This is a genomic window from Kitasatospora sp. MAA19 (assembly GCF_029894125.1).
In the GTDB taxonomy this organism is placed as follows: domain Bacteria; phylum Actinomycetota; class Actinomycetes; order Streptomycetales; family Streptomycetaceae; genus Kitasatospora.
Genome location: NZ_JARXYZ010000004.1, coordinates 340,612 through 349,698, shown reverse-complemented (window position 1 = coordinate 349,698; position 9,087 = coordinate 340,612). Strand labels below are relative to the sequence as shown.

The window sequence follows — 9,087 nt, the reverse complement described above, 5'->3', positions numbered from 1 at the left end:
GGGCCACACAACGCGACGACTAGGCTGGCGCCATGAGCAGCCCGAACACGACGCCCCTGGACCTCACTCTCGACGGCGGCGCGCTGACCGCCCGGCTCGTCGACTTCCCGTCGGTGAGCGGCGACGAGCAGGCGCTCGCCGACGCCGTGGAGGCCGCCCTGCGCGGCTACCCGCACCTGACCGTCGACCGGTACGGCAACAACGTGGTCGCCCGCACCACCCTCGGCCGCCCCGAGCGGGTCCTGCTCGCCGGCCACCTGGACACCGTGCCGATCGCCGACAACCTGCCCTCCCGCGTCGAGGGGGACCTGCTCTACGGCTGCGGCACCTCGGACATGAAGTCCGGCGTCGCCGTCCAGCTGCGGCTCGCCGCCACCCTGCCCGAACCCAACCGCGACCTCACCTTCGTGTTCTACGACTGCGAGGAGGTGGAGGCCCACCGCAACGGCCTCGGCCACCTCGCCGCGGAGCACCCGGAGTGGCTGGCCGGCGACTTCGCGGTCCTGATGGAGCCGAGCGGCGCGGTCGTCGAGGGCGGCTGCCAGGGCACCCTGCGGGCGCAGATCCGGCTCACCGGCGTGCGCGCGCACGCGGCCCGCAGCTGGCTCGGCGACAACGCCATCCACCACGCCGCCGAGGTGCTCACCCGGCTCGCGGACTACCGGCCGCGCCAGGTGGAGATCGACGGCCTGGAGTACCGCGAGGGCCTGAACGCGGTCCGGATCGACGGTGGCGTGGCCGGCAACGTCATCCCGGACGAGTGCGTCGTCACGGTCAACTTCCGCTACGCGCCGGACCGCAGCGAGGAGGACGCGGAGAAGCACGTGCGCGAGGTCTTCAACGGCTTCGAGCTGACCGTCACCGACTTCGCCCCGGGCGCGCTGCCCGGGCTCTCCCAGCCGGCCGCGCAGGCCTTCCTGGCGGCCACCGGCGGCCAGGCCCGGGCGAAGTTCGGCTGGACCGACGTCGCCCGGTTCAGCGCGCTGGGCGTCCCGGCGGTCAACTACGGCCCCGGCGACCCGAACCTCGCGCACAAGCGGGACGAGCACTGCTCGCTGAGCGCCATCACCGAGACCGAGGACCGGCTGCGGACCTGGCTGACCAGCTGAGGCGCCGGGCCGACGGGCGGCCGGCCCAACCGGCCGCCCATCGGCTGAACGCCATCTTCCGGTCGTCCAACCGACCTTCTCCTGTTGCCTGAAATCGGGGATCGCCAGGCGTAGGGTTTCGTCATGACAGGCACAGGAGACGAAAAGCACTACGGACACGGCCCCGAGCAGGTCGGCGTGCCGCGGAAGACGAAGGCCTGGCCCGAGAAGCAGAAGGGCCCGGTGCTGGTGCGCCGGGACCAGGTCGGCACGAGCACCACGGACCAGCGACTGCTGGACACCACCGGCCCGACCGACTGGCTGCACACCGATCCGTGGCGGGTGCTGCGGATCACCTCCGAGTTCGTCGAGGGCTTCGGCGCCCTCGCCGAACTCCCCGCCGCGATCAGCGTCTTCGGCTCCGCCCGGACCCCGGTCGACTCGCCCGAGTACGAGGCCGGCGTGGCCATCGGCCGGGCCCTCGCCGAGGCCGGCTACGCGGTGATCACCGGCGGCGGACCGGGCGCCATGGAGGCCGCCAACCGCGGCGCCTCCGAGGCCGGCGGCCTCAGTGTCGGGCTCGGCATCGAGCTGCCCTTCGAGCAGGGCCTCAACGAGTTCGTCGACCTCGGGCTGAACTTCCGTTATTTCTTCGTCCGCAAGACGATGTTCGTGAAGTACTCCCAGGGCTTCGTGGTCCTGCCCGGCGGGCTCGGCACGCTGGACGAGCTGTTCGAGGCGCTCACCCTGGTGCAGACGAAGAAGGTCACCCGCTTCCCGGTGATCCTCTTCGGCAGCGCGTACTGGGGCGGCCTCTACGAGTGGCTGAAGCACACCCTGGTCGCGCAGGGCAAGGCGGCCCAGCACGACCTGGAGCTGTTCCACATCACCGACGAGATCGACGAGGTCATGAAGATCCTCGCCGACGCCCGCCGGCCGGTGAACGAGATCTAGGACCGAGAGCCAGGACCGTAGGGCCGGCAGGCCCTACGCCAGCCCCCGGCGGGCGACCGCCGGGGGGCGGGTGCCCCGGATCGAGGCGACCATGTCCAGCACCTGGCGGGTCTCCGCGACCTGGTGCACCCGGTAGACCTGCGCGCCCAGCCAGGCCGAGACCGCCGTGGTGGCCAGGGTGCCGAGCAACCGCTCGTTCACCGGCCGGTCCAGCGTCTCGCCGACGAAGTCCTTGTTGGACAGCGAGACCAGCACCGGGAAGCCGGTCGCGGTCATCTCCGGCAGCCGCCGGGTGGCCTCCAGCGAGTGCCGGGTGTTCTTGCCGAAGTCGTGCCCGGGGTCGATGATCACCGCGTCCCGCCGCACGCCCAGCCCCACCGCCCGCTCGGCCAGGCCGATGGTCACCCGCAGGATGTCCGCCATCACGTCCTGGTAGCCGACCCGGTGCGGCCGGGTGCGCGGCTCGGCGCCGCCCGCGTGCGTGCAGACCAGCCCGACGTCGTGGCGCGCGGCCACCTCGGCGAGCTTCGGGTCCACCCCGCCCCAGGCGTCGTTCAGCAGGTCGGCGCCCGCCGCGCAGACCGCCTCGCCGACCTCGTGCCGCCAGGTGTCCACGCTGATCACGGCCTCCGGGTGGCGCTTGCGCAGCTCGGCCACGAACGGCACGGTGCGTCGCAGCTCCTCCTCCACCGTGACCTCGTCGCCGGGCCCGGCCTTCACCCCGCCGATGTCCAGGATCGCCGCACCCTCGGCCATCGCGCGGTCGGCGGCGGCGAACGCGGCCTCGTCCGCGAAGGTGGCACCCTTGTCGAAGAACGAGTCCGGTGTCCGGTTGACGATCGCCATGATCACCAGCTCGTCGTCGCCGAATTCCCGCGGTCCCAGGCGCAGTGCCACCGATGTCTCCTCCACAGCTGCTGCGGGTGCGATGATGGCCCCCGGCCTCACAGGGACCATGCTGTCATGATCAGTTTGGTCGTGGGCACTTCGCAGCAGGCCGGCCGGGAGTTCGGGAGGACAGCTCGTGTTCTGGGTGATCGTGGTCGCCATGGCCGTCGTGGTGGGCGGCGCCGCGCTGGTGGCGCTCGGCGGGGGCGGCTCGATGCCGGAGGCGGTGCAGGACCGCATCGCCGCCCGGCTGCCGCAGGACCGTCCGTTGAGCAAGGCGGACGTGGACGACCTGCGGCTGCCGATGGCCGTCCGCGGCTACCGGATGGACGAGGTCGACGACGTCCTGGACCGCCTCGGCGCCGAACTCGCCTACCGCGACTCGCGGATCGCCGAACTGGAGGCCGCCGCCCACCTGCGCGGCGCGGTCGAGGCGACCAACGGCCCGGACGCCGGCGCCGAACCGCTGCCCGGCCTGGAGGAGTTCGCGAAGGTGGTCGAGCCGGCCGTCGCGCTCACCAAGCAGCCCGAGGACGCGAAGCCGGTGGGGGACCAGTGAGCGAACGGGGTGGGCTCGTCATCGTGAGGTGCGTGTGGGCGATTGCCCCTGCCGAGCGCAGCGAGGTGGGCGCATGAGTGTTCCGGTCGAGGGCGCGGTGCTCGGCGCGGACGGCCTGCGCCGCTGCGCCTGGGGCGAGTCGACGGACGACTACCGGCTCTACCACGACACCGAGTGGGGCCGCCCGGTGCACGGCGACGACGCCCTGTTCGAGCGGGTCTGCCTGGAGGCCTTCCAGTCCGGACTGTCCTGGCTGACCATCCTGCGCCGCCGGGAGGGCTTCCGGTCCGCGTTCGCCGGCTTCGAGATCGCCAAGGTCGCCGAGTTCGGCGAGGCGGACGTGGAGCGGCTGCTCGCCGACGCCGGCATCATCCGCAACCGGGCCAAGATCGAGGCGTCGATCGCCAACGCCAAGGTCGCCCGCGACCTGGACGGCGGCCTGGACGCGCTGATCTGGCGGTTCGCCGCCGCCCCGGACCGGCCGGCCCCCCGCACGCTGGGGGAGGTGCCGGCCGTCACGCCCGAGTCGACCGCGCTCGCGAAGGCCCTGAAGAAGGAGGGCTTCCGCTTCGTCGGCCCGACCACCGCCTACGCCCTGATGCAGGCCTGCGGCCTGGTCGACGACCACCTGGCGGACTGCCACGTCCGCACCGCCGGGACCCGCGGGGACGAGCGCTAGCGGCCCAGGTACGTGGGCTTCTCCTTGGCGACGAAGGCGCGGACCGCGATCCGGTGGTCCTCGCTCTCGCCGGCCAGGGTCTGCAGCTCGTCCTCCTTGTCGAGCAGTTCGTCCAGCGAGTGCGAAGCGCCGTACGCCAGCGACTCCTTGATGGCGCCGTAGGCCAGCGTCGGGCCCTCGGCCAGCTCCCGGGCGAAGGTCCGCGCGGTGGCGGCGAACTCCTCGGCCGGCACCACCCTGGTGGCCAGGCCCAGCTCCATCGCCTCGGCGGCCTTCACCGTCCGGGGCAGCATCAGCAGTTCGGTGGCCTTGGCGTGCCCGACCAGCCGGGGCAGCGTCCAGGAGGCGCCGGAGTCGGCGGTCAGGGCGATCCCGGCGAAGGCGGTGTTGAAGCCCGCCCGGTCGGAGAGGATCCGGAAGTCGCAGGCGAAGGCCAGCGAGGCGCCCGCGCCGGCCGCCACCCCGCCGACCGCGGCGACGGTCGGCTTGCGCATCCCGGCCAGTGCCCGCACCAACGGGTTGTAGTGCTCGGCGACGGTGCCCAGCGCGGTCTCGCCGGTCTCCTCGGCCCGCTTCAGCATCGTCAGGTGCTCGTTCAGGTCCTGCCCGACGCAGAACGCGCGCTCGCCGGCCCCGGTCAGCAGCACCGCGCGCACCGCCGGGTCCGCGGCCGCGGCGACCACGGCGTCCCGCAGCGCGACCTTGGTCGCGACGTCCAGGGCGTTCATCGCCTCCGGGCGGTTGATGGTGATGACGGCCAGGCCGCCGTCCAGCTCGTACAGCACGGAATCGGACATGGGCGAGGGGCTCCCTTGTGCTCGGATCGGTTGTTCTCGGCTCGGTGTCGGTCGTGTGCCAGGATGCCGGAGCATCCGGCCGGCTGGGGAGTGTGAGGTATCGCACCTTCCGGCGACGTGCGCACCGCCGCCACGCCGGGGCTTATGACGGCAATTGCGGCGCTTGGGGGCGGTCCGGCCGATGTTGCACCGAGAGTGATGTTGGTCATCAGGCCGTGGCATGCGGGATAATGGCTTCCGATCAATGCGTTCGATACCGGCGGTGGACGGACTGCCGGTGCGTAGCTGAGCGGTTGCAGGAAGGGGAACGAGCATGGCGGCCATGAAGCCGCGGACGGGTGACGGCCCGCTCGAAGTCACCAAAGAGGGACGGGGCATCATCATGCGCGTTCCGCTCGAAGGCGGCGGACGCCTTGTGGTGGAGCTCACGCCTGACGAGGCCGACGCGCTCGGCGAGGCCCTGAAGAAGGCCTGCGGCTGACCGCAACGGGTGCTCGTCATCTCCTGGAGATGTGCTGCCGGGCCCGGGTACGACGTCACGTCGGCCCGGGCCCCGCGACGTTCCGGGGTCCGGGCCCGTGGGCCGCGGTCGGTCTGAGGGCCGCCGCCCGCGGGCGGGCCGCTAGCGCTTGACGGCGCAGAGCAGCCCGTCCGAGACCGGCAGGAGTGCCGGCAGCAGCGCCTCACTCTCCCGGACGGCCTGGACGAGGTCGCGTACCGCGCCCGTCTGCGGGTCCTGCAGCTCCGGCTCGGCCAGTCGGCCCTCCTGGAAGACCCCCTCGAAACAGACCATCCCGCCCGGCCGCAGCAGCCGCAGCGCCTCGGCCAGGTACTCCCGCGACTCGGCCGGGTCGCCGTCGCAGAACACCAGGTCGTACTGGCCGTCGGCGAGCCGCGGCAGCACCTCCAGCGCCCGACCCGGTATGAACCGCGAGCGGTTGGCCGCGAACCCGGCCGCGTGGTACGCCTCGCGGGCCAGCTGCTGGCGCACCGGCTCCGAGTCGACCGTGGTGAGCACGCCGTCCGGCCGCATCCCGCGCAGCAGGTACACCCCGGACACACCTGTCCCGGTGCCGATCTCGGCCACCGCCTTGGCGTCCAGTGCGGCGGCCAGCAGCCGCAGGCACGCCCCGCCGCTGGGCCCGATCGCCCGTATCCCGGTACGCGCGGACTGGGCCCGGGCGTAGGTCAACACCGCGTCCTCGCCGACGTAGGTGTCGGCGAGGGCCACGCGCGCGGGCCCGAACTCGCTGATGGCTGCCTCTTTCGGAGCCCCGGGTGACAGCCCGGTGCCGGGGGAAGTCGATATTTCCTGGCACAGATTACTGGCCGACCGGGAACCGCGTACGGCGGCGGGCCGTTGTCACCAAGGACCGGGTACGGGAGACCTCCCGGGCACTTTTATCCGGGCTTGACGGGTGAGGTGGATATGGTGGTGGCCCTGCTGGGCAGAAGAGCCGACCGAGGAGGTGTGGCCGAGGGCGACGTCCCCGTGCGGCGGCACACCCGCGGCACCGCGTCGGCCCGTACGCCGAAGCCCGTGATGAACCAGCCTGCGCACTCCGACCTGGACCAGCCCGCCGCCGAAACGCCGGCCGCCGGTACCACCGAGGCCCCCGCCCTCGCGACCTTCACCGAGGGCCCCGACGCGCAGACCTGGACTCCGCCCTCCTGGGAGGAGATCGTCGAGGCGCACAGCGCCCGCGTCTACCGCCTCGCCTACCGTCTGACGGGCAACCAGCACGACGCCGAGGACCTCACCCAGGAGGTCTTCGTCCGGGTGTTCCGTTCGCTGTCGACCTACACCCCCGGCACGTTCGAGGGCTGGCTGCACCGGATCACCACCAACCTGTTCCTGGACATGGTCCGCCGCCGCCAGCGCATCCGCTTCGACGCGCTCGGCGAGGACGCGGCCGAGCGGCTCGCCTCCCGCGAGCCCAGCCCGGCCCAGCACTTCAGCGACACCCACTTCGACGCCGACGTGCAGCACGCCCTGGACACCCTCGCCCCGGAGTTCCGGGCCGCCGTGGTGCTCTGCGACATCGAGGGCCTGTCCTACGAGGAGATCGCCGCCACGCTGGGCGTCAAGCTCGGCACCGTCCGCAGCCGCATCCACCGCGGCCGCTCGCACCTGCGCGCCGCGCTCAAGCACCGCGCCCCCGGCTCCGCCCCCGGGCGCGAGCGCCGTGGCGGCTCGGAGGAGCCGGTGCCGGTGGGCGCCGCCGCCGTCGAGGGCGCGCTCGCGCCGGGTGCGCGCGGACGGAGGCGATCGTGAGCGGAACCGGCCGGTCCGGGCCGGGCCAGTCGGACGCGTCCGGCCGGTCCGCGGCCCGGCGGGGCTGGGCGCTGCCCGGCCGCCGCGGCAGCGACGAACCCGGTGAGCCCCTGCTGCCCGCACTCCCGCTGCCGGGCGAGACGGCGCTGCGCGCGGTGCCGGTGCGCGCCGCCGAGCCCGCCGCCGAGGAACACCACCTGGGCGAGCGCCTCTCCGCGTTCCTGGACGGCGAACTCGGCCACGACTCGCGCGAGCGCGTCCAGGCCCACCTGGCGACCTGCCCGCAGTGCCTCGCCGAGGCCGACGAGGGCCGGGCCGTCAAGCACCTGCTGACCCGTACCGGCACGCCCGGCCCGTCCTCCGGCCTGATGGCCCGCCTGATGGCCGTCGGCGGCCTGCCCGACGACGACCCGGCGGACACCGACTGGCCCACCGGCCGCGGCACCCGCGGTGACGACGACGACCTGCCCGGCGGCGGGGTCGCGGCCGCCGGCACGCTCGGCGGCAGCCGGCTCACCGGCGGCTCCTTCGGCCGCGGCGCAGGCGCCTCCTTCGGCGCGGGCGCGCTCGGCGCCGGCACCCCGGTGCCCGGGGTCGACCCGCGGGCCTTCGGACGCGGCGGCGCGGTGCTGCGGCCGCTGATGGGCCGGCGTACCGGCCGCCCCGAGGCCGCGGCCCGTCCCGAGAGCCCCGTCCGGCCCCGTCCGGCCGCAGCCGCCGCCGTCCGTTCCGCCGCGCCTCGCGGGCGCCGCTTCGTCTTCGCCGCCGCGGGCGCCTTCTCGGTCGCCGCGGTCACGCTCGGCGGCGTCGGAGGCCTCAGCACCCAGGGCGAGGACCAGCACAGCACCTCGGTCAGCCCGGGCTCCAGCACCGGCCGCACCGGCGGCCTGGTCCCGATGACCGCACAGATCCCGGTGGACTTCCCGGCCCGCCCCGTCGCCGCGACCCGCGCCGCGACCCCGCCGCCCGCCCCGGACCGGAACCCGGGCGGCCTCCCGGCACTGCGCCAACAAACCCGCTAGAGCGGATCTCGCACCCCGGTCGAGACGGCCCTGGCCGTCGGCAGGTCTTTACCACGGCTTCATCACAGCGTGGACCAGGGACCCGCCGATGGCCATTACCCTGTAGAGACCGTCGTCCGACGAGCTAGGGAGCTTAGGTGTTCAGCGATGTAGGCGGGCTGGAGCTCCTGACCCTGGTCGTGATGGCGATCATCATCTTCGGACCGGACAAGCTGCCGAAGCTGATCCAGGACACCATGGGCTTCATCCGGAAGATCCGTTCCTTCGCCGACAACGCGAAGGAGGACATCCGCAGCGAGCTGGGGCCCGAGTTCAAGGACTTCGAGTTCGAGGACCTGCACCCCAAGACCTTCGTCCGCAAGCAGCTCATGGGCGGCCAGGAGGACCCGCTGGGCCTCAAGGAGATGAAGGACTCGCTCGACATCCGCTCCGTCCTGGACGACAAGCCGGCGGCGCCGGTGAACGGCCGCAGCGGCAGCGTCAGCTTCGAGAAGCCCGCCGCCGCGGCGGCAGCCCCGGCGGCAGCCTTCACCGGAGCGCCGCTGCAACCCGGCGAGCGGCCCCCGTTCGACCCCGACGCGACCTGACCGGACCCCGGTCCCGTCGCCGCCGCGCCCCGGCGCGGGCCCCGTAGCACGACACCGCCGCCCCGCCCGGCCACCCGGCTGAGCGGGGCGGCGGCGTGTGCGCCGCTATTGTGCTGATTGTTCCCGCTGAGCCGTCCGTCACATTCCGCGCTGTCGCGGACCAGGATCGGCCCCCGGGGACGGCGCGGTACGCCACGATGGGAGCGCGCCACGGCAGGCACACGTGCGTTTGAGGAGG

11 protein-coding genes are annotated in these 9,087 nt (G+C 73.5%); 8 read left to right on the top strand and 3 right to left on the bottom strand.

Annotation, left to right across the window (positions count from 1 at the left end; genetic code table 11):
- Positions 1–32: 32 nt before the first annotated feature.
- Entirely contained in the window at positions 33–1,109 is a 1,077-nt protein-coding gene (dapE, locus tag P3T27_RS09505) for a succinyl-diaminopimelate desuccinylase (protein ID WP_280676394.1), read from the top strand.
- A 123-nt stretch (positions 1,110–1,232) separates the two neighbouring features.
- A complete protein-coding gene (locus P3T27_RS09500; RefSeq protein ID WP_280676391.1) occupies positions 1,233–2,042 on the top strand; it encodes a TIGR00730 family Rossman fold protein in 810 nt (269 codons plus the stop codon).
- Positions 2,043–2,075: 33 nt separating this feature from the next.
- On the opposite strand, the gene folP is transcribed toward P3T27_RS09500, so the two are convergent.
- Positions 2,076–2,888 carry a dihydropteroate synthase gene (folP, locus tag P3T27_RS09495; protein WP_280676632.1) on the bottom strand — a complete coding sequence of 271 codons (813 nt, stop codon included), beginning with the start codon at positions 2,886–2,888 and terminating at the stop codon, positions 2,076–2,078.
- A gap of 178 nt (positions 2,889–3,066) precedes the next feature.
- On the opposite strand from folP, the gene P3T27_RS09490 reads away from it, so the two are divergent.
- Together P3T27_RS09490 and P3T27_RS09485 are read left to right on the top strand one after the other, a co-directional pair.
- The gene (locus P3T27_RS09490; protein ID WP_280676390.1) at positions 3,067–3,489 is read left to right on the top strand and encodes a DivIVA domain-containing protein; all 423 of its coding nucleotides are present in this window, start codon (positions 3,067–3,069) and stop codon (positions 3,487–3,489) included.
- Between the two features lie 73 nt (positions 3,490–3,562).
- Positions 3,563–4,168: a DNA-3-methyladenine glycosylase I gene (locus P3T27_RS09485; RefSeq protein ID WP_280676388.1), complete on the top strand. Its 606-nt coding sequence runs from the start codon at positions 3,563–3,565 to the stop codon at positions 4,166–4,168.
- Here the strand turns inward: P3T27_RS09485 and P3T27_RS09480 are convergent.
- The gene (locus P3T27_RS09480) at positions 4,165–4,965 is read right to left on the bottom strand and encodes an enoyl-CoA hydratase-related protein (RefSeq protein WP_280676387.1); all 801 of its coding nucleotides are present in this window, start codon (positions 4,963–4,965) and stop codon (positions 4,165–4,167) included. The genes P3T27_RS09485 and P3T27_RS09480 overlap by 4 nt on opposite strands.
- A 313-nt stretch (positions 4,966–5,278) precedes the next feature.
- Here P3T27_RS09480 and P3T27_RS09475 point away from each other — a divergent pair, with 313 nt between their 5' ends.
- Positions 5,279–5,446: a DUF3117 domain-containing protein gene (locus tag P3T27_RS09475; protein ID WP_014137929.1), complete on the top strand. Its 168-nt coding sequence runs from the start codon at positions 5,279–5,281 to the stop codon at positions 5,444–5,446.
- Positions 5,447–5,587: 141 nt separating this feature from the next.
- Here P3T27_RS09475 and P3T27_RS09470 read toward each other — a convergent pair whose 3' ends face one another.
- The gene (locus P3T27_RS09470; protein WP_348534075.1) at positions 5,588–6,196 is read right to left on the bottom strand and encodes an O-methyltransferase; all 609 of its coding nucleotides are present in this window, start codon (positions 6,194–6,196) and stop codon (positions 5,588–5,590) included.
- A gap of 198 nt (positions 6,197–6,394) precedes the next feature.
- On the opposite strand from P3T27_RS09470, the gene sigE reads away from it, so the two are divergent.
- From sigE to P3T27_RS09455, 3 genes are all read left to right on the top strand, one after another.
- Complete coding sequence (gene sigE, locus P3T27_RS09465) at positions 6,395–7,240, top strand: RNA polymerase sigma factor SigE (protein ID WP_280676378.1); 846 nt, start codon at positions 6,395–6,397, stop codon at positions 7,238–7,240.
- Positions 7,237–8,262 carry a zf-HC2 domain-containing protein gene (locus P3T27_RS09460; protein ID WP_280676376.1) on the top strand — a complete coding sequence of 342 codons (1,026 nt, stop codon included), beginning with the start codon at positions 7,237–7,239 and terminating at the stop codon, positions 8,260–8,262. The genes sigE and P3T27_RS09460 overlap by 4 nt, the downstream gene beginning before the upstream one ends.
- 137 nt (positions 8,263–8,399) lie before the next feature.
- The gene (locus P3T27_RS09455; protein WP_280676374.1) at positions 8,400–8,849 is read left to right on the top strand and encodes a sec-independent translocase; all 450 of its coding nucleotides are present in this window, start codon (positions 8,400–8,402) and stop codon (positions 8,847–8,849) included.
- The last annotated feature ends 238 nt before the right edge of the window (positions 8,850–9,087 follow it).